This window comes from Oribacterium sp. P6A1, assembly GCF_000702885.1.
GTDB lineage: Bacteria > Bacillota > Clostridia > Lachnospirales > Lachnospiraceae > Oribacterium.
The window spans coordinates 1-20489 of record NZ_JNKO01000008.1; the positions used below are offsets into that span (position 1 = coordinate 1).

The 20489-nt window shown below is 41.7% G+C and carries 13 protein-coding genes, 5 tRNA genes and 1 riboswitch; of the genes, 5 read left to right on the forward strand and 13 right to left on the reverse strand.

Translation table 11 applies throughout. The features are described from left to right. Window positions 1-283: 283 nt before the first annotated feature. The gene (locus T515_RS07345) at window positions 284-1459 is read left to right on the forward strand and encodes an IS110 family transposase (protein WP_036609367.1); all 1176 of its coding nucleotides are present in this window, start codon (window positions 284-286) and stop codon (window positions 1457-1459) included. A 112-nt stretch (window positions 1460-1571) separates the two neighbouring features. On the opposite strand, the gene T515_RS07350 is transcribed toward T515_RS07345, so the two are convergent. The 12 genes from T515_RS07350 to uxuA all read right to left on the reverse strand — a co-directional run bounded on the left by T515_RS07350 (window position 1572) and on the right by uxuA (window position 13027). Then, window positions 1572-4133: a hypothetical protein gene (locus T515_RS07350; protein WP_036609369.1), complete on the reverse strand. Its 2562-nt coding sequence runs from the start codon at window positions 4131-4133 to the stop codon at window positions 1572-1574. Between the two features lie 92 nt (window positions 4134-4225). After that, the gene (locus T515_RS07355) at window positions 4226-4972 is read right to left on the reverse strand and encodes a sortase B protein-sorting domain-containing protein (RefSeq protein ID WP_036609371.1); all 747 of its coding nucleotides are present in this window, start codon (window positions 4970-4972) and stop codon (window positions 4226-4228) included. A 265-nt stretch (window positions 4973-5237) separates the two neighbouring features. Continuing rightward, window positions 5238-5318: transfer RNA gene (locus T515_RS07360), tRNA-Leu, on the reverse strand. A gap of 85 nt (window positions 5319-5403) precedes the next feature. After that, window positions 5404-7116: a GGDEF domain-containing protein gene (locus tag T515_RS07365; protein ID WP_051671546.1), complete on the reverse strand. Its 1713-nt coding sequence runs from the start codon at window positions 7114-7116 to the stop codon at window positions 5404-5406. 296 nt (window positions 7117-7412) lie between these two features. Next, a tRNA-Lys gene (locus T515_RS07370) sits at window positions 7413-7485 on the reverse strand. Window positions 7486-7490: 5 nt separating this feature from the next. After that, window positions 7491-7562: transfer RNA gene (locus tag T515_RS07375), tRNA-Gln, on the reverse strand. A gap of 20 nt (window positions 7563-7582) precedes the next feature. Beyond that, a tRNA-His gene (locus tag T515_RS07380) sits at window positions 7583-7656 on the reverse strand. Window positions 7657-7714: 58 nt separating this feature from the next. Then, window positions 7715-7788, reverse strand: a tRNA-Arg gene (locus T515_RS07385). 201 nt (window positions 7789-7989) lie between these two features. After that, a complete protein-coding gene (locus tag T515_RS07390; protein WP_036609372.1) occupies window positions 7990-8622 on the reverse strand; it encodes a bifunctional 4-hydroxy-2-oxoglutarate aldolase/2-dehydro-3-deoxy-phosphogluconate aldolase in 633 nt (210 codons plus the stop codon). 248 nt (window positions 8623-8870) lie between these two features. Continuing rightward, complete coding sequence (gene rdgB / locus T515_RS07395) at window positions 8871-10055, reverse strand: RdgB/HAM1 family non-canonical purine NTP pyrophosphatase (protein WP_036609374.1); 1185 nt, start codon at window positions 10053-10055, stop codon at window positions 8871-8873. A gap of 253 nt (window positions 10056-10308) precedes the next feature. Continuing rightward, complete coding sequence (locus T515_RS07400) at window positions 10309-11919, reverse strand: mannitol dehydrogenase family protein (RefSeq protein ID WP_036609376.1); 1611 nt, start codon at window positions 11917-11919, stop codon at window positions 10309-10311. Window position 11920: 1 nt separating this feature from the next. Then, on the reverse strand, window positions 11921-13027 hold the full coding sequence (gene uxuA, locus T515_RS07405; RefSeq protein WP_036609378.1) for a mannonate dehydratase: 1107 nt from the start codon (window positions 13025-13027) through the stop codon (window positions 11921-11923). Between the two features lie 404 nt (window positions 13028-13431). Between uxuA and T515_RS07410 the strand changes: the two genes are divergently transcribed. Both T515_RS07410 and T515_RS07415 read left to right on the forward strand, forming a co-directional pair. After that, window positions 13432-14160, forward strand: coding sequence for a GntR family transcriptional regulator (locus T515_RS07410; protein ID WP_051671547.1), 729 nt, complete (start codon window positions 13432-13434; stop codon window positions 14158-14160). Window positions 14161-14257: 97 nt separating this feature from the next. Then, complete coding sequence (locus tag T515_RS07415) at window positions 14258-15031, forward strand: SDR family oxidoreductase (protein ID WP_036609381.1); 774 nt, start codon at window positions 14258-14260, stop codon at window positions 15029-15031. A 163-nt stretch (window positions 15032-15194) separates the two neighbouring features. On the opposite strand, the gene T515_RS07420 is transcribed toward T515_RS07415, so the two are convergent. Beyond that, window positions 15195-16211: an SPFH domain-containing protein gene (locus T515_RS07420; RefSeq protein WP_081832719.1), complete on the reverse strand. Its 1017-nt coding sequence runs from the start codon at window positions 16209-16211 to the stop codon at window positions 15195-15197. 399 nt (window positions 16212-16610) lie between these two features. Between T515_RS07420 and T515_RS07425 the strand changes: the two genes are divergently transcribed. Next, a complete protein-coding gene (locus T515_RS07425; protein WP_036609383.1) occupies window positions 16611-18302 on the forward strand; it encodes a sensor domain-containing diguanylate cyclase in 1692 nt (563 codons plus the stop codon). A 477-nt stretch (window positions 18303-18779) separates the two neighbouring features. After that, window positions 18780-18885, forward strand: a riboswitch (glycine riboswitch). 190 nt (window positions 18886-19075) lie between these two features. Further along, window positions 19076-20455 carry an alanine/glycine:cation symporter family protein gene (locus T515_RS07430; protein ID WP_036609385.1) on the forward strand — a complete coding sequence of 460 codons (1380 nt, stop codon included), beginning with the start codon at window positions 19076-19078 and terminating at the stop codon, window positions 20453-20455. Window positions 20456-20489 lie beyond the last annotated feature (34 nt).

The window sequence follows — 20489 nt, forward strand, 5'->3', positions numbered from 1 at the left end:
TCACGTATAATCCAATCATATTAGAAAAGTGATTGGATTATTCCTTTCTCCCAGGTTCTCTGGGCTATTTCTAATCCTTTTCTGATATATTTATTTAGGCACTGTGGATCTGTTTCTAAATCAATACAGCTTTGACTGGTGTGAGGTGACTCAGACCACAGCTTTTCGTCTAATACTGGTAATTAGTTTGTTAACGCTTGACGTTTAGATTTACGTGATTACACAGTCGATCTCTCTGTGGTAGACAACAGTGCCAACTATAATAATCAGGAGGTTATATCTAATGTCTATGTATTTTGCTGGAATTGATATTTCCAAGTACAAACATGATTGCTGCATTATAGCTGCAGCCGATCAATCTGTAGTTGCTAAATTCACTTTTAAAAACAATAAAGAAGGATTTGATCAACTATTCACAACTATTAACTCTTTATCCTCTCCCGAGGACATAAGAATAGGGTTTGAATCAACATCTCATTACGCCCTAAATCTTGAGCTTTTCCTTGAAAACGCCTCGCTAACGTTCATGGAAGTAAATCCAGTCTTGATATCGGAATATAAAAAATCAACCACTCTAAGGCGTACAAAAACCGATTCTGTTGACTGTGAATCTATTGCTCGATGGTTAATGACTGTTGAGTACAAACCCCATTCAAAAGGATTTTATCACTCTTATTCTTTAAAGTCATTAACCCGTCTTCGCGATAGGTTAGTCCGTCAAAGATCTTTATATCTTGTTAAACTCACTAATGTTCTTGACCATACATTTCCGGAGTTTAAGCCATTCTTTAATGAACGTTTTTCTAAAACAGCTCTATATCTATTAGAAAACTACGGCTCTGCTGAAAACATGTCTGCCATGAATGAAACTGACTATAATGAAATCCGTCGCATATCCCATGGTAAGTTTTCTCCTCAACAGTTCCTTGAGTTGAAGCGTTTAGCTACTAATACTGTTGGCATCAATAATTCCATATTTGATGTCGAACTTGAAAGTTTACTATCCCTTTTCAAATCCTTAGTCAAAGAAATAAATTCGCTTGAAGGCGAGATTATAAGGCTCATCAACGAAGTTCGTCCTCACTTCATGACCATTCCAGGAATTGGTCCTATTTCTGCGGCAGTAATCTACGCAGAATACGGAGACATTTCCAATTTTTCATCACCAGCACAGATGCTAGCATTTGCTGGCATTGAGCCAAGCGTAAATGATTCAGGTACAGAATCCCATGGTGGAAAGATGGTAAAGCACGGATCATCTCCATTGCGATATGTCTTGCTAAACTGTTGTCTTCCTTTAATTCGCTTCGATATGACTTTTGCAACTTACTATGCCAAGAAGCGTCATGAAGGTAAACCTCATCGGGTAGCTATAACCCATGTTGCAAAGAAACTCATACGAGTAATCTTTGCTTTAGAAAAACAAAACATAGACTTCAATTCTCAGAAATCACGCTAATTTCAAATAATATCTGATCCGTCCACCATCTGAAATACGGTATATTCAGATGGTTTATTAAAGTTACCCTCAAGTCAATTAATCCCAAATTTTCTCTAAAACCTATTGACTACTAATAGTTTGTCACCTCAACATGAATTCCCTTTCCGGAATACTTCATACAGGATCTTGAAGCTTCATCTATTGTGTCCTTTATATATGCAATAGATGTTAATTTCTCATCGTTAGCATGAATTGTCCAGGTCACATCACGGACTGTACAACCGTTTGAGGCTGTTGAAACCTTTGCTGGATCATCAACAAGTGTGCCGTATTTGACTATACTTGAGTAAGAAATATCGGACTCATAATGCGTGTCTATAACATTTTCTATACCCGGAACCTTTACGGTTACTGTATTTCCGGTTTCATCAAAGCTGATCTGGCTGTAATTATCGATGCTCTGAAGATTTACTGATGCGGTGTAGTCGATAGTAATGATTTCGTCGTCGTTCATCTTCGGAACTTTGATGGTGAAGCCGCGGCTGTCTTTTGAGCTGATAACCGCTTTGTCACTACCTTTTATTCTGATGGAGTCCGTATCCAGACTGAGAGCCTTTCCGTCAATCTTGTCCTCAATGGTTATATTTTCGGAAACACCTTCTGCACTTGCGGTAACTGTATAATGGATCTTATTATCTTTATTATCGTAATAGCCCTCTTTCTTGATATTGACTCTGTGGGAATCATCTACCACTATTTCTCTTACAACTGTATCCGAAAACATCACCCTCTTTGATGTTTTGTCGAAATGTCCCTCCAGTTCTGCGTAAAACTCTACGTTTGTGGAGTTAAGAAGCATGTTGTAGTTGGAGCTATTTTTATTCCACTGAAATCCCACTATACCCTCAGTGCTGTCTACCACCATACGGTTTCCTTCGACTATGTAAGAAGTACTACCATCCTCGATAGTTGCAGGAAAGGTAGTCTCTGTATCCTCCAGATAAAGTCCCAAGGGGATGCGGTATGTCATCCAGGTGTCATTATCAGGAAACTGATTATCGTTGGTTTCCTTAAATTTAAGCTTCAGCTTGTAGTTTTTTCCTTCTCTTACTGTCCAGGTCTTTCCGTCATCGGAATAAGCACCTTCGATGAAAACATTTTCAGCAAGATCGGCAATGTTTATTCCTGTCTCAACCATGGCATACTTTGAGAATGATTCGGAAGAAAATTCTATCTTTTGAACAGCCCCATCCGAATCCTCGGAAACGACTGTTTCGGAAGATTCAGTCAGGTCTTTAACACGATTAAGATCGTTGTTCTCTATATGATAGATTTTCACTTCGGAATTTTCTTCTGTTACCACAGGCTCTGTGAACTCCATGCTGATGGAGACATTGCCATCCGGCTCCACTTCATTTCCGTCTTCATCTATGAAGGAAATGTCGTAAGTATAAAGATTTCTGACATACAGTTTTTCGTCCTTCAGAAGCTTGTTAAAGGCTTCCTCGGCATTTTTCTTATCCTCTGACTTAACCGCACTTACCCTGAGGGAAACATCACCCTCAAATGTAGAAATGCCGTAAGATGCTGTAACAGATACTTTTTCATCATCAGAAACCGCAGTCTGAGACAGCGCTTTATAAATAGAAATGCTGCCGGCCTGACCTCCCAGTTCTATCTCTGTGATGTCATCCTCATTTTCCGGCATTGCCTTTGCTTTAAAGTAAAAGGCTCCGTCTATGTCCTTTCCTTTTTTTACAAAGCTCTCGTCAAAACGGATGATGAGGGAATCCTCCTTAAGGACATATCTTCCGATGGTTCTGTCATTGGAGCGTACATCTCCGGTCTCGTCTTTTACAGCCACAAGACCTTCAGGCATAACATAGACCACGCTAGATTCCTCAGGGGAAAGGGTTTCTCCGGGAATGTTGAAGAACAGTGTGACGTTGATTTTTTCGTTTGAATCAAACTCTGTAGCTTCTGTGAGCTTTCCGTGTGAAAGATGTTTTACTGAAGATATGGTCAGGTAATCATTTATCTCTATAGCATCTTCTGACTCAAGGTCCTTTTCGTCATTTTCTTTTTCAGCGGAATTGTTATCTCCGGATTTGATCCGGGAATCATCTTCTTTTCCCATGATTGATTCATCGAAATCCTCAGAGTCTTTTATCTCGCTGGCTGTTGCTTTCTTCCCGTTTTCCTTTATCTCGCTGGCCGTTGCAGTCTTTTTCTTCTGTATTTCGCTTTTAGTAGAAATATCAAAAGCAAATTTATTGTTCTTGATATCATCCTCATGTCTCGCATATACAAAACAGGATCTGTTACTGCTTATTTTGTCAATGCCGGCCATTATCTTATCATCAAGCCTGCGTTCTGCTTCTCCGAGTTTTACCGATAAATCGCTTTTGGTGGAGATTTTGTTTCCGTCGGAATCTTCATCAAAATCAAATATAGGAGAATCTGTCACTCCGTTTCTGGTAAGTGCTCTTCTGGCTTCTTCTCTTGTGAGTTCACCGGATTCATATCCTTCGATGATACTGTTTATGTAGTTGTCCCTGTATGCTGCTATAACCGGCTGCGCATCCCTCATTATGCTTAATGCCAGTATGGCAGATGCCATTAACAGGCTCATGAACTGTTTTTTAAATCTGCTGTTAAAGCAGGGAGTAAGCTCTGTGAAATGTTTTTTCATACCAAATAACTTCTTTTCTACTCTTCTACTACTATTTTAAAATTACATTATGATGAGAGTGTCCATGACCGACATCCCATGGAATAAAACATTTATCTTCGCGCTTTTTTCAGCCATATGATCATCCAGGATATCAGTATCAGCACTGAAGCGGCTGTAAGATAAAGATACAGCTGCATCCTGCTTTCGTCTCCTGTCTGTGGTGTTCTGCCTGCCCCAAGGACCATCTTTTTTTCAGGTATGGGAAGGTCACGACCTGCACCGAGAACGTTTCCCTTTTCGTATTCAAAATGGTCGGGTGATGAAGGTGAATCATTATCGGGAGTATTTCCTCCGCCACCACCGTTTCCTTTTGAATCCTCGATCTTTGCCTCTATGGAGACTGAAGAAGACTCGTACCCGGGAACAGAAACCAGACTGGGAGATGCATCATAGTCGTCTCTTTCGGAAAAAATGATGATGTATATTCCGTCTTTAAGGTCTTCAAAAAATACTTTGCCTTCAGTGTCCGATGAAGCTGAAGCTGTTGCTGTAATTCCGGTTTCTCTTATATGGTCCTGAAGCTCCAGAGCCTTGTTGGATATTTCGTTGGCGGTTTTTTCTTCTGTTATAAAGGCTGTATCTATTAAGCCTTTATAGCTTTCCTCAACAGAGTAGGAAAGTGTTTCTGAATCATAAGCCGCTATCTCATATAGAGCTATGTTCCAACCGCTTATTGCCTGATTTTTGGAATTTTTAATATGTGAAATGGTGATTGAATTGCTTTCTGATGCAATTGCTGTTGATGCCGGAAAAACGGACATCAAAAAAAGAAACATCAATGTAATAAACTTTTTCATACTATTCAGCGCTCACTCTTCGCTTAAACTGTTTGAATTTCGATGTTTGCTCCATGAAAGAGAATTCTTTATATGGAGTATTTAAAATATTTATAGCGCAATAGAAACCTCTACATGCGCACAAGGAAAAAGAATAGTACAAAATTACTTAGAAATCCGCTTAAAAATTAAGATAATTAAACTGCTTTATTTTTTTTTAATAAAAAGACGGCTCCCTATGTGATCTTAAAAATCACATAGGGAGCCGTCTTTTTGATTATTTTTATGGGGTCGAAGGGACTTGAACCCTCACGTCATGGACACAGGAACCTAAATCCTGCGCGTCTGCCAATTCCGCCACAACCCCGTTTAATGAAAAAGGTGGATTCTCTTAATCATCAGCGCTTTTATATAATAGCAAATGACGATAAGATAATCCACCATTAATTATATCAGATGATTTTCTCGCTCTTATAGATACGGCTGTATTTCTTCTCAAAGTCCATGATAGATACAGGCTTTGAGTAAAGATATCCCTGATAAACGTCACATCCCATGGAATTTAACTCACGGAACTGCTGAGGTGTTTCAACACCCTCTGTGACGGTATACATTCCGAGACGTTTAGCCATATATATAACAGAATCAAGTATTATCCTGCTTCGATCCTCATTCTCGGATTTGCGCAGAAAGCCCATATCGATCTTTACAACGTCGGCTCTTATATCCTTCAGCATGTTAAGGGAAGAATATCCGCTTCCGAAGTCATCTATCTCAATTATGAAGCCATCATCCTTCAGACGGAGTATCATCTCGCTTACAGTGGCCGGGTTACGCATAATAGCGGTCTCTGTTATTTCGAGATGCAGCTTTCCCGGGTCTATATCATACTTTTTCACAATACCTGTGATGACTTCGTATACATCCATAAACTCCATATCTCTCGGAGAGATATTAACAGATATATACAAGTCTCTGAACTCGGTATGCTTCCACTCACGGAGCTTGACTGCTGCAAGTTCCCAGACGTAAGCGTCCAAATGGCTGATCAGATTGGACTTTTCAAGAACAGGTATGAAGGCATTGGGCGGAATAACGGTAATGTCATCCTTCTTCCATCTTACAAGGGCTTCACAACCTATCAGCTCTTCATGCTGATTCATCTGCGGCTGCAGATATATTCTGAATTCCCCGTTCTTAAGTGCCGATTCAAAATGAGTAACCACTATTTTCTCGGTAATGGCCTTTTTCATCATTTCAGGATCATAAAAGGCAAAGGTTACAGGGTCCTCTGATTTGATGGAATTTAAAGCTATCATGGCTCTGTCGCACATTGCGCTTACATCGTCCATCATGGTATCCATCTTATAGACACCTGCCTGGAGTCGAAGTACATGTTTTTCGGATGTGATCTGACTTCTGATCAGATTTATCATGCTGTGATACATTGCCTTGTCAAAATTCTTTTCGGGAACAAGGATTGCGAACTTATCTGCGTACAGACGTCCGTAAATATCATCTGCATACAGAAGGGACTTGATTATGCGTCCTGTAGTCTTAAGTATGGAATCGCCGAACTTGTCTCCGTGTATCTGATTTATCAGCTTGAAATCCCGGATATTTGTTATGATGAGGTAATGTGCGCCGCGGTCCAGCTTATGCTGATTACGGTACTCTTCCACTACGTGACAGAATCCCTCGCGATTTAAAAGACCGGTAAGGGGATCATGCATCTGTCTGTATAGTGCACCTGCTCTTCCGGAAACATTGGAAACGCACTCATCTATGATGTATATGGAACTGCGAAGCTTGCCTTCAGCACTCTTTATATGCTGACATGTGATATCGAAGACCTTTTCTCCGTCTATGGACTCATAAACCTGACACCAGTTGGAATATTCAAGATTACTGGAATAGGTCTCTATCCAATTAAAGAATACCTTTTCCAGACTCTCACTGCTGGTAACGTTAAACATCTCAAATGCTCTTGCGTTAGCGTATGTAAGCCTGTTTTTGTCATCGAAGCATACGAGTATCAGATTGCTTGACTTGATTGCCTGCTGTAATAATGCCACAAGCTTTTCATTTGTTAATGCAGTATCCGTAAATGAATCTCTATATCCTATTAGATTTCCAAAGCGAAAATAAGCATCATCGTTGAACATAAATTTCTTCCTGTTTCCTGTAATTTAGCGCGGTTTTTAATATATCATACCCACTTGTATCTATCTACATAAAAAAAGACATGAATGAATTAAATTTCATATCATGTATCAATATTTTTTTGTAAAAAATAATATACTACATAATTCCAAAAAATTAAATCTATGAAAAATCTTAAAAAAATTAATTTTACACACCTGATATAACCTGGTTTGCATAAAAAGCGGTAAAAACGGAAAAATAAGCAAAAAAAAGATGTAACCGAAGTTACATCTGAACTGATCAAAAATATAAAAGATGAGGCTGACGGGATTCGAACTCGCGACAACTTGATTAAAAGTCAAGTGCTCTACCGACTGAGCTACAGCCTCATAAACAGGGCCAGTTGGATTCGAACCAACGAATGCAGGCGTCAAAGGCCTGTGCCTTACCGCTTGGCGATAGCCCCACTTTAGCCTGCTGGCTAAGGGTGGGTACCGGAACTCGAATCCGGGATCTCCAGAACCACAATCTGGCGCGATAACCAACTACGCTATACCCACCATATTACGGCCGCGTTAGCGAACCTTTATTGTCATTCTCTTTTTCTCAAAAGAGAAATGAGCCAGAAGGGATTCGAACCCCCGACCCACGGCTTAGAAGGCCGTTGCTCTATCCAGCTGAGCTACTGACTCATTTGTTTTTGTGTCGCTCGCTTCAGGCGACTCAGTTATATTAGCGAATACCCGCGAGAATGTCAACAACAAATTCAAACTTTTTTCAAATATTTTTTTGAATGGGCTTTAAGCCTTGATTTTACAGGGGGAAATGCCACGATTTACTTTAAATAAAATGCTGTTCTGTATCTCCTTCCGGATACAGAACAGCATAAATAATCAGTGTGTGAGATCGTAAGCTTCCTGACAAAGCTTTGTGATGCCTGCCCAGTCCTTGGCTGCAACGAGATCCTTCTTGCATACCCATGTACCGCCAACGCTGATGATCTTGTCGAAACCAAGATACTCGTTGACATTATCAACATTAACACCGCCTGTAGGCATGAACTTGATCTGTGGGAATACGCTTGCAAGAGACTTGATTGTCTTAAGTCCGCCGTAGTTTCCTGCAGGGAAGAACTTTACCATAGGAAGATTGTATCTGAGAGCATTTGTTATATCAGTAGGAGTACATGTTCCGGGGCAATATGCTACTCCGTGTCCGATAGCGCACTGTGCTACTTCATCTGAGAAAGATGGTGCAACGATGAACTGAGCACCTGCCTTGATGGCACGTGTGCACTGCTCACGATCGATGACTGTACCGGCACCAACTACTACATTCGGGCACTCCTTGGCGATACGGGCGATAGCATCGGCAGCTGCAGGTGTTCTGAAAGTAACCTCAGCCATAGGAAGCTTTCCTGCTTCAAGAGCCTTTGCAAGAGGAACAGCATCCTCAACGTCATCAATAACAACTACAGGACAAACCTTAATTTCAGCAAGTCTTGCCATAAATTCTTCTTGTGTCATAACATATCTCCTTTGTATAACAATATAAATACAGGTTCATAAACATAAGCGGTTTTGTAACCGCTTACAAGACTATATTATATATTAAAAAAACAGCTCTTACAAGTAAAAGTACCTGCGATTTACAAAGAACAAAACCGGTTTACAGAATTTCAAACAAAGCTCTTCTTCATATAATTGAGTCAAACAGTCGGGTTTCGTGCTCCGCACTCTCAACCCTGACTCATATAAAAGAATTCAGTTCAGTATCATTTCCTGTCAAGATAGACCTGGTGATATTTGAATTCCCCTTCTTCGTTTATATCTATGACCATATAGGAAGGACGTCTGTCAATCTGTCTGGGGAAGCTTATAGAACCCGGATTTATGCATGTAACACCGTTTACAACCTTCAGAAAAGGTTTATGGGTATGGCCGAACATGGCGATATCACATCCCCGGAGCTTTGCCTCCTCTGCGAGCTGTGTCATGTCGAAATTCACCCCGTAATAGTGACCGTGAGTCATAAAGCACTTGTGGTTACCGAATTCCGCAACTATATCCCTGGGAAGATCATTGAAGAAATCGTTGTTTCCCTGCACAAAGTAACACTTTACACCATCTCCGGCATATTGCTGTATCATGCCCTCTGTTCCCTCTGCATCGCCAAGATGAACGAGGAAATCTATCATACCGAGACGGCTCAGTACATCCTTCAGATTCTCGTCTTTATGATGCGAGTCACTTACTACAAGGATTGTCTGAAAGGGGCGGACAAGTCCGCTGTCCTCCTTATTCTCGGGGAATGCTGCCTGATTGATTCCCTTTTTCTTATCTTCTTCGAAAACCTTCTTAAGAAGATCTCTCATGGCTCTGAGAGCCTTGCCTCTGTGAGACATGCTGTTTTTTTCCTCAGGAGTAAGCTCGGCTGAAGTTTTTCCGTATTCCGGAAGATACAGTATGGGATCATAGCCGAAACCGTTCGTGCCCTTCGGTTCCTCTGCGATCAGACCTTCAAAAAGTCCCTCGGTATGAAATACTCTTCCGTCAGCGAATACCGCGCAGATATTGCATGTGAAGTGTGCTGCACGCTCCTCGCCCTGTGCAAACCGAAGTTCATGTATGATACGGGCATTCTTCTCTTCATATGAAGTATCCTCGCCCAGATATCTTGCACTGTATATTCCCGGCAGTCCGAACATGTAGTTCACGCATAGTCCGGAATCGTCTGACATGATAATGTCATCGTCCTTCAGCATTCCGTGGGCCAGCATGTAGCTTCTTATGCCTGCGGCTTTAAGTTCTGCATTGTCCGCAAATGTCTTTCCCGTTTCAACAGGCTCAAAGTCGATACCGAGTTCGCTTTTTGCAACTATGTCGCTTGCCACTTCGCCCAGTATCTGCCTTACCTCGATGATTTTGTTTTTGTTATGTGTAGCAAAAATAATACGCATATCCTATCTCTTTTCTCAGGGTGATTTGCAGGCGCCTTTCTAACAGTAAGACATGAGTGTCAAAAGCCGACATCGAATCGTTCTGCAAAGAACGCTCTTACATTTATGTCATATTAAGCTATCCTAAGAAAAGGAACATGCTCTCTATGGATAAGGCTATACCTACAGTATTAAATAATACAGTAAGTATAGCCATACATAAAAGTTAAAATTGATAATTAATCAAATTTAAGCATATTTGTAATTTGAAGCTTTAACCAAGGTACTTCACAAGAGTTGCTCTTACTGCACCCTTGCCGGCGATTTCCTCTTTGAAAAGCTCCTCTATTCTCTCTCCGAGACCTACTGAGTAGAGGTCTGAGCCGAAAATGTTGGCATTGGAAAGGATAGGCTTTAACTTATCGCCTACAGTTTCAGGCTTGCCAAGCTCGATTCCCTTAACGGCCTCTGTAAGAGACTCAAGCATAGGGTCTGATGAGCGTTCAAATGCTTCACCCTGATCATCAACGCCGAGAAGGTATCTGAGCCAGCCTGCAATGGCAAGAGGAATAGCCTCAAGCTTCTTTGCATCACCATACTTCGCAACATAGCTCTTGATGGTCTCACCGTAACGGATGCCTACCTTCTGGGATGTATCTGTGGCGATACGCTGAGGTGTGTCAGGCATGAAAGGATTAGGTATTCTTTCGTTGATAACCTCATTAACAAAGGTTTCAGGTGAAAGGATTCCGGGATCTGTAACTACAGGCATGCCCTCTACAGGTCCGATGCGATGAACAAGCTCCTTGAGCTCCTTGTCCTTCATTTCATCGGCAATAAGGTTATATCCGAGAACGCAGCCGTAAACAGCAAGTGCTGTATGAAGCGGATTTAAGCAGGTTGTAACCTTCATTCTCTCAACCTTGTTTACGGTATCACGGTCTGTCATGTAAACACCGGCTTTCTCAAGTGCGGGACGTCCGTTAGGGAACTTGTCTTCGATAACAAGATACTGAGGACCCTCAGCATTAACAAAAGGTGCGATGAATGTGCGCTTTGAAGTTACTACAGGAGCCATGTCCTCGATGCCAAGCTTCTCAAGCTCAGCCTCAACAGACTCTGCAGGTCTCGGTGTGATCTTGTCGATCATTGACCATGGGAAGGCTACCTTTGACTCATCTTTTAAGTAATCAATGAAGTCTGCCGGAACGAAGCCTTTCTTTGACCACTCTTCTGCCATTGTTACTATTGAAGACATAAGCTTCTCACCGTTGTGTGAGCAGTTGTCGCAGCTGACGATGGCTACAGGATACTTTCCTGCCTTGAAACGTTCAAAAAGAAGAGCTGTAACGATAGCCATGGCTGCACCCGGCTTCTCGGGACCGTTGTCGATGTCTGCCTGTACGAAGGGGAAATACTCGCCGGAAGCATTTTTAAGAGCATAGCCCTTTTCTGTGATGGTAAAGCTTGCCATCTGGAATTCAGGATTTGTGAAAATCTCCTTGAGACGGTTCCAGTCCTCAGGAACCTGAGCCTGAGCCTTAACAGCTTCTGTCAGAGAACCGATGACTCTCTTCTCTGTTGTACCGTCAGCCTTTAAGGTTACGCCCAGTACCAAATTGTCGTAAGGCGCATAAATCTTGTCCACAACATCGAAGTCAAATGTCTCCACACAGGTGATTCCTTTATCAAGAGCACCCTTCTCGATGAGAGTGTCTGCAATACCGCCGATGAAGATACGGAAAATGTTTCCGATTCCGAAGTGTACCCATACAGGAGACTTCTTTGTATTCTCCGCAACAGCTTCTATATCATACTGAGGAAGCTGTACACCGGCCTGCTTCCATGCCTCTTTATCCTTTAATCCTTCAAGTGTTAAACGCATTTTAGTTTCCTCCCAGTCTCTTCTCACTCTTCTCTATAGCTTCCCAAAGTCCCTGGATATATGTAGCGCCAAGGGCTCTGTCGTAAAGTCCGTATCCAGGCATTACACCAGGCTTACCAACCTCGTCCCAGATGTTTCGGCCATGGTCAGGTCTTATCGGACCGTCAAAGCCTGTCTCGTAAAGTGCACGAACGATCTCATACATATCGAAGTTTCCATCGCTTGAAATGTGGCATGCCTCCTGGAAATCGTAGTTCTCACGGGATGTATCGTTGAATCTTAAGTTTCTTACATGTGCAAAATGTACACGGCCCTTAAGTACACGGATCATATGAGGGAGATCATTCTCAAGATTTGTTCCATAAGATCCTGAACAGAAGGTTACACCGTTGTGTACATCATCAACCGCCTTCATAAGACGAAGGATGTTCTCTTCAGAGTTTATGATTCTTGTAAGGCCGAAAACTGACCATGCAGGATCATCAGGGTGGATAGCCATCTTGATGTCATACTTGTTGCATACAGGCATGATGGCCTTAAGGAAATATACGAGATTTTCGAAAAGCTTCTCTCCGTCTATATCCTTGTACATAGCAAAGAGCTCGTTGATCTTTGCCATACGCTCAGGCTCCCATCCCGGAAGTACTGTTCCCTGAGACATCTTCTCCATGGAAGCTGCAAGATCGGAAGGATCGATTGCATCGATAGCCTTCTGATTGTATGCAAGACCTGTTGAACCGTCAGCATTCTTTCTTGCAAGCTCGGTTCTTGTCCAGTCGAATACAGGCATGAAGTTATAGCATACAAGGTGAATGTCTTCCTTACCAAGATTCTCAAGAGTCTGAATGTAGTTCTCGATGTACATATCGCGATCCTTGTCGCCGACCTTTATGGAATCGCAGACATTAACAGATTCGATACCGCTGATGTGAAGACCTGCAGCCTCAACCTCTTCCTTTAATGCGTGAATTCTTTCCTGTGACCAGACCTCACCAGGTGTTGTGTCATAAAGAGTTGTGATAACGCCTGTTACGCCCGGAATCTGGCGAATCTGCTGTAAAGTTACAGAATCAAACTTTGATCCATACCAACGAAATGTCATTTCCATAATGCATTCTCCTTTAAATACGCTTTAAATTTCTTCACTTACTACACATCATTTCAAAAGATATGTGTAACATCTCAGAAAATGTATACCAGTTTTTACGATGCTAATGTTAAGCCTGTTTCACCATAATGTCAATCCTGTTTTTTGACTTTTTTGCATTAATTCATCATCGGATCAGGACGGTATTTAGGGTAATTGGTACAATATATTGTGATTTTTTTATCTATGTGAATAATCAAAAGTATTGATACGATTATAAGGAATTTATCCGGCAATGATGAAAAGTCGGATTCATGTAGTATAATATCTGTATACCACTTTTTGAAAATACAGAGTCGGCTTGATTTATCGCCGGTTTTATTTTATGTTTATCTTATATTTGTATACCAGATTGAGAGGTTGATATGGAAACACCCAATTTTGAAAACAAAGACTCCGCTATCGAGGCACCGAAGCTTCCGGACGAGATACATTATTATCTATGGAATAAGATAGCAACCCTTGAACTGAAACCGGGAGTCAAGCTTAGTGAGCTTGGTCTTGCGGAGCAGTTTAACTGCAGCCGTATTCCGGTAAGGGAAGCTGTAAGAAGGCTTAATGTTGAAGGCGCTTTGGACTCACAGCCTCAGAGGGGCAGCTTTGTAAGCCGCATAGATCTTAACGAAGTGAAGCGCGTAAGATATTTGAGAGAAGTTCTGGAAACAAGAATAGTTCTGGATGCTTATGATGCAGATCTTCTTGGCCCCCTTGTTCCGCTTCTCCGTGGTATGGTTCGTGATCAGAAAAATATGCTTTCCTTCAATGAACTTGAGAAAATGACAGAAGCCGACTCTCAGTTCCATGATTTTTTCTACCATCTTGAAAACAAGGAATTCGTACAGGCCCATACAGGAAGATACGATATCCACTATATACGGGCACGTCGCCTTGCCCTTGGTGTAGAACGCAGTGATAAGCAGCGTTATGATGACAGTTTAAATGTAGTACTCCAGCATGACCGCATGGTTGATGCCATCGAAAACAGAGACCGTGCCGCACTTGAAGACGAGCTGATTAATCACTTCAGAAACATTAACCATACTCTCGAAGATATATTAAGCAGGAACGAATTTACCGATTATTTTTTAATTTGATTAAAAATTTTATAAAATTTGACCAATTTTGATTGACAGAGTATAATCAGAAGCAGTGAAAATTAAAGTCAGTTGCTGACAGGAAAGAGGTTGGAAAATGAAAGAGTATTTTGACTTAAAGGGTCAAGTGGCTATAGTCACCGGCTGTTCAACAGGTCTTGGAGTTCAGATGGCCAAGGCTCTTGCAAATCAGGGTGCAACTATCGTTCCCGTTGCTCGTCGTCAGGAAAAGATCGAAGCCGTTGCAAAGGAGCTCACTGAAGAGTTCGGCGTAGAAACATTACCTATCCGCTGTGATATTACAGATACAGAGGCAGTTGAAGCATTAGTTGATAAGGTTCTTGAGAAGTTCGGAAGAATCGATATCGTTATCAACAACGCAGGCACAGGCGCAGTTGCTCCTGCTGAGGACATTACAGATGATCAGTTCTCTGCCGAGATCAATATAGACCTGTTCGGAACCTTCAAGGTTGCACGTGCCGCAGCAAAGAAGGCTATGATACCTGCCGGATACGGACGTATCATAAACATTGCATCCATGTACGGTCTTGTTGGCAACAAGATCGCTCCTGCAAGTCCATATCATGCTGCCAAGGGTGGAGTTGTAAACCTTACAAGAGCACTTGCTGCTGAATGGGGCAAACTGGGAATCACAGTCAATGCTATCTGTCCCGGATATTTCTGGACTCCTCTTACAAAAGAAACTCTTGATTCCGATTGGTTCAAGGAGTACGCAAAGGCTTCCATACCTATGGAGCGTTACGGAAAAGAAGGCGAGCTTGATACAACTGCCCTCTTCCTTGCATCAAAAGCATCAGGCTATGTAAACGGTGTTATGATTCCTGTTGATGGCGGATACACCTGTGTCTGATTATTAGGTACTGAGCCATCTTAAATAAAGAAAATAAAAATCCGGTAAAGCATTCGATCTGCTTTACCGGATTTTCTTTATTATTTCCTTTTCTTATAAACAGCCCTATGTTTTCGGCTAATCTTCCCGGGAACTGAACAAAGACATTACCATCCCGGTTTCGTCATTTTCCGGGTCTCTCAAGGAAGTCCGGCTCTTTGTGAATATCGAAGCCATCTTCCTTTGAAGGAGTCTTTACACCGGCCTTTTCCTTTGAAGTTTCAAATGTCTCTGCCGCAACAGATGCAAGGGATGCCACCTTTGTAAGATCAGACGGGATGAATATCTTTGTGGAATTTCCGTCTGCCACCTTTTCAAGTGTCTCAAGACTCTTAAGCTTTATGACCGCATCATCGGCTCCTGATTCTCTTATCATACGGATACCGTCGGCAGTTGCCTGCTGTATCTGTCTGATAGCCTCTGCTCTTCCGGCCGCCTTATCGATGAGGGCCTGCTTTTCCGCTTCGGCTTCGAGAATTCTTTTACGCTTATCTGCCTCTGCATCAAGGATAAGGGCTTCCTTATGACCTTCTGCCTTAAGAATATCCGACTGCTTGTGACCTTCGGCTTCAAGTATTTCAGCTCTCTTGTTTCTTTCGGCAGTTACCTGCTTCTCCATAGCCTGACGAACATCGGCGTTAGGAGTAAGTGACTTGATCTCCACTCTTCTCACAAGAACTCCCCAATCATCGGTTGCTTCATCAAGCACGGTTCTCATGGTACCGTTGATTCTTTCTCTTGAAGTAAGTGCTTCATCAAGGGTCATCTCACCAACAACATTTCTCAAAGTAGTTGCCGCAAGAAGTTCGATTGCCTTCTCCGGATTTGTAACACCGTAAGCATATTTCTTGGGGTTATCATCATTTTCACGTACCTTATAGAAGACAACGCTGTCTACCTGGAGCATGACATTGTCCTTGGTGATGGCTTCAATAGCTGCAAAGTCGCCTACCTGCTCCTTTACATTTACACGTCTTGCCACCCTCTCAAAAAAAGGAATCCTGAAATGGGGACCTGCATACCAGGTTGAATGATATTTGCCCAGTACCTCGGTTACATAGGCAAAGCCCTGGGGAACGATGACCAATGTTGATACCGCAGCGGCAATCAAAATGATAAAAAAGAATAAAACAACAAACATATTACCCCTCCATCACATCATGTGTTTTTGATAATGAAAAATTAACTGTTCTTTTTCACATTATCCTAAGCTGTTTATTATTTCTGAGTATATTTTAGCTGTTTTTTAATCAAAAGTCATAGGCCGTAAACAAAATTATAAAATCTTTCATGCTTTGTAAGGATAATTATATTTATGAAGTTATTATAATTATTTTATAAGTTTTCGTGGAAAAGTATTAAAATAAAAGTATCAGCAGAACAATATTGATATTAAATTCACAACAATAACGTGTTATTTTAAATGTTGCTATATAAAATATAAATAGTATAATAGAGCAGGTAAATTGTTACGCTCTGAGTGTAGGAAAATCAGTATTTTTTAGTTTTTCATGTATAAAAAATTTTTTTGGGAGGGTCTATGAAGTTTCTACGCGAACCTTACATTTCAATACAGACAAAGTTCGCCACTTTGATCCTCGCATGTATTTTCTTTACAACATTGGTCATAGGCGGGGTTGGTATCAGTACGTCAGTTTCCATACTGGATACCAATTCAACAAAAATTATGAATTTCACTGCTCTTGATTCTGCTACAAACCTGAACAACAAGATGCAGACTATCATTCAGAATGCCGATAAGAGTTCGTCTTATGCATTATCCATGCTGAATGACTGGCATGATCTTAAGGATCCGGCTTTCAGACAAGAGTACCTCGATGATCTTGATCAGGTTTTTAACATCATTTCAGGAACAGAGGATATAATCTATTCTTATGGAATCCTCCTCAATCCTGTGATTTCATCCGTCGATTCAAATATTTATTACTACAGACCCTCCAGTGACGAAGGCTTTATACGGGCAGATCATCTCGATATCCAGCAGTATGATGAGATGGACAGCAAAGTCAACTGGTACTTTCAGGCCAGAAATGCAGGGACAGATTTATGGCTGAAACCCCATTATGATGATGTCTATCAAAGCTATGTTATTTCCTATGTAAAACCTATGTATAAGGATGACATGTTCATAGGTGTCATAGGCATGAACATCGATTTTACATATATAACAGAGTATCTGGACAGCATCAGTCCGTATGATGGAAGCATTTCTTTTCTGCTTGATACAAAGGGACATGTGGTATATCACCGCCTTTATGAAGCAGGAACAAATTTCGCTTCCCTGAGTCCCGAAATAAACAGGATAACCCAGCGTATACGTACAGAGAATCACAGCGACAGTCTTGTGGATTTCAACTGTCCGGTAAAGGAAACCGACTACAAACTGACATGGTATACGCTTAAGAACAATATGAAGCTTGTGGTAAGCGCTCCTACGGAAGCTATTGATGCAGAGCGCATCGAGCTTATGAAACGTATCATGTCAGCCTCCGTAATCATAACCATAGTTTTCTTTTCTCTGACTATGATTATGGTACAGCATATAATCAGACCTATTCATAAACTCAAGGACTACGCTTCGGAGATTGCCGCAGGAAAGCTTGATCTGACACTTGAGCCCGAGTCCAATGATGAAATCGGTGATCTGACGGTGAGCTTCACCAAAAACGCCCAGGCTCTGAAGGAATATGTTGAGCAGATTAAGGTTTTGGCATACAGGGATGCTCTTACCGGTACAAAGAGCAAGCTTGCATACCAGGAATATCTTATCAATGCAGAGTATATCATGCAGCACAGGAGCAAACCCTTCTCCATCATAGTATTTGACGTAAACAATCTGAAGAAGATCAATGATCTCTACGGACATACTTATGGCGACAAGTACATAATTAACTGCTGCTACTGCTTCCGCAAGAATTTTGTTCACAGTCCCTTCTTCCGTATAGGAGGTGACGAGTTTGTTGTATTCCTTTATGATAACGACGATTATAGCAAGCGCTACAGTATACTTGAAAGTATCGAACAGGAGATGTTTGCACAGAATGCTTCGGACATCCCTGTGGAGAACAGAGTTTCAGTTGCCTATGGTATAGCAGACTTTGATCCTGAGACATCCCCTGAAAACATGCATTTTGCGCAGCTTTTCGATATCGCCGATGTTCGCATGTACGACAAGAAAAAGGAAATGAAAAGGAAAGAGAAGGCCCTTTGAATGCCGGTAATTGCATTCAAAGCGGTCTTCTTTAGTACCATCAAAGTGCAGTTGTCAGAGTGTAATTAACTCTTAAACTGCACTTATTTTTTTAGATTTAAAATGCCTGCCGGGGGGCTAAGGCGTATGTTCAGGATTTGAGTTCCGTATAGTTCCGGTGTAACCTTCTGACGGAAAAATAGAAGAATGTTTTAATATAACCACATTTTATGTCTGACTGCGGTTTTGCCAGGCATGCATATCTATTATTTATAGTAGTTTCTTCCGCCTTGACGCTGGGTTTTACCGATGTTACGCTTAGCGGGCATAATATATACGTAGAAGTTATTAGAAAAGTGGTTAGCGATATTTCAGTGTTATCCTTTTGGATTTATGAGATATCATGTATCTCCCGATAAACGCTTTGTTTTCATAGGAGTACCTGCCTGCCGAAGGAGTAAAACTCTCAGGAGTCTGTAACAGACGGAGACTAATAACGGAGTGAACTCTGGAGAAGCTCTTTAATGAGTGCCGAAGGTGCAAAGGTCCGGGATAAGAAATTATCCTTCCCCAATCTCTCAGGCAAAAGGACAGAGAAAATATTGCATTAGATATCATGATTACATATCTATGGGTACTTTCAGGTACCTCTTTATTTTGTCAGACCACTTTATCGATTTAAAGGTCTGATGTATTTATTCCGTTATGTTTCTATAGTTTTCCCGAAAGTTTATTTATATTCCTTCTTTGCTATTAACCTCCACGGGTAATTCTTTTAAGAGGGAGTATGAGTTATGGACGCAATTAACAGCATGGTTTCACTTTTGGATGACAAAGTATGGTTTATCCTTCTTTTTCTCCTTGTAGGAAGCGGAGTGTATTTTTCTATCCGTACAGGTTTTGTACAGGTCAGAAGATTCCCCCATGCATGGAACAGAGTATTCGGAAGCTTTTCTTTAAAGGGTGAGGCTTCAGGCAGTGATGGAATGAGTTCCTTCCAGGCCCTTGCCACTGCTATAGCGGCACAGGTGGGAACAGGAAATATCGCAGGCTGCGCTACCGCTCTCGTAGGCGGAGGTCCTGGAGCTATTTTCTGGATGTGGGTTGCTGCTTTCTTCGGTATGGCAACCATCTACGGTGAGGCTGTTCTTGCCCAGAAGACCAAAACAAAGGATGAGCACGGTGAGGTTATCGGAGGTCCTGTTTATTACATCACCAAGGCATTTAAAGGACAGGCAGGAAAGTTCCTTGCAGCATTCTTTGCTGTCATGATCATCCTTTCACTTGGTATCATGGGTAACATGGTTCAGTCAAACTCCATAAGTGATGCCTTCTATACAGCCTTTGGAACACCAAAGTGGCTTGTCGGTGTCTTTGTAGCTCTTATTTCTGCTTTTATATTTGTCGGAGGAATCAGCCGTATTGCATCTTTCACCGAGAAAGTGGTTCCTTTCATGGCTGCCCTCTATATCGTTGCTGCAGTGATCATCATTTTCATTAACCATGCAAATCTTGTACCTGCTGTGGTATCCATCTTTACAGGCGCATTTACTCCTGAGGCTGTTGCAGGCGCAGGTGCAGGTATCACAGTTCGCCAGGCCCTTCGTCTCGGTGTTGCCCGCGGTCTTTTCTCAAATGAGGCAGGTATGGGTTCAACACCTCATGCACACGCTCTTGCAAAGGTAAAGAATCCTCAGGAGCAGGGCGAGGTTGCCATGATAGGTGTATTTATCGATACTTTTGTGGTTCTTACACTGACAGCCCTTGTAATCCTCTCTTCCGGTGTTTTGGGTTCTGAAGTTCCTTATGCCGGAAGCATCACAGGTACTCCTGTTGCGCAGCTTGCATTCTCAACAGGCTTCGGCAGCTTCGGTCCTATGTTTGTAGCCATCTGTCTTCTGTTCTTTGCATTTTCAACTATCATCGGATGGTTTCTTTTTGCAAGACAGAATATCACATATCTTTTCGGTAAGAAGGCAGTCATCCCCTTCGCTCTTCTGGATGTGGTATTTATCTTCACCGGATCACTTCTTAAGGTTGAGCTGGTTTGGAATCTTCAGGATCTCCTGAACGGCATCATGGTTATACCTAACCTTATTGCTCTTATCGCACTTTCCGGCGTGATATCTGTTATGTCCCGTGGAAAAGATGCAGATCTTGATAAGGCCGCTTAATTAATGGCTAAGACATTTGATGTATATGTACCAA